This window comes from Kocuria palustris (assembly GCF_007666205.1).
In the GTDB taxonomy this organism is placed as follows: domain Bacteria; phylum Actinomycetota; class Actinomycetes; order Actinomycetales; family Micrococcaceae; genus Kocuria; species Kocuria palustris_A.
This window is the reverse complement of sequence record NZ_VDOR01000045.1, coordinates 1-597: the sequence shown is the minus strand read 5'-3', so window position 1 is coordinate 597 and position 597 is coordinate 1. Positions and strand designations below refer to the sequence as shown.

Annotated in this window: 1 protein-coding gene; it reads left to right on the top strand. The window is 63.3% G+C overall.

The window, feature by feature from the left end; genetic code table 11:
- Positions 1-123: 123 nt before the first annotated feature.
- Entirely contained in the window at positions 124-531 is a 408-nt protein-coding gene (locus FSY66_RS12430; protein WP_144795405.1) for a RidA family protein, read from the top strand.
- Positions 532-597: the final 66 nt, after the last annotated feature.

Below are 597 nucleotides of genomic sequence, written 5' to 3'. Positions count from 1 at the left end.
GACGTCAACTGGAAACCGAGCCATAGGTCAGGTCAAGATGTCACCTCTCCGTGCGGCAGTCCCGATCCCGCTCAGGCGGAGATGCGAAGGTGTCCGCATACGCAATCGACCCGGAGGCTAGCAATGCCCAAGTCCGTGACCCTGATTCGTTCCAACGCGCTGTCGGACGCAGCGGAGTACGCCTACGCCGCAACCGCACCCGCGGAAGCACGCCTGATCTTCCTGGCAGGATCGTGCCCACTGAACCGCGACGGATCGACCTGCGGTGAAGGTGACTTCGCAGGACAGGCCGCCAAGTGCATCGAGAACATGAAGGTCGCCCTCGGAGAGGCTGACGCCGCACTAGAGGACGTCATTGCCACCCGTGTGCTCGTCGCCTCTTCCGATCAGGCCGATCTCGTGGCGGCATGGGAGGTCGTCCGCGACGCATTTGGTGACCATGACGTGCCGAGCACGCTGATCGGTGTTGCCGCACTCGGATACGACCACCAGCTCGTGGAAGTCGAAGCCACAGCCGCCGTGATCGACTGACGCTGAATCGCCCCGGGTCTGGTGGAGGCTCTGATTCCACGGGAGGATGAGGAGCATGGCAGCACC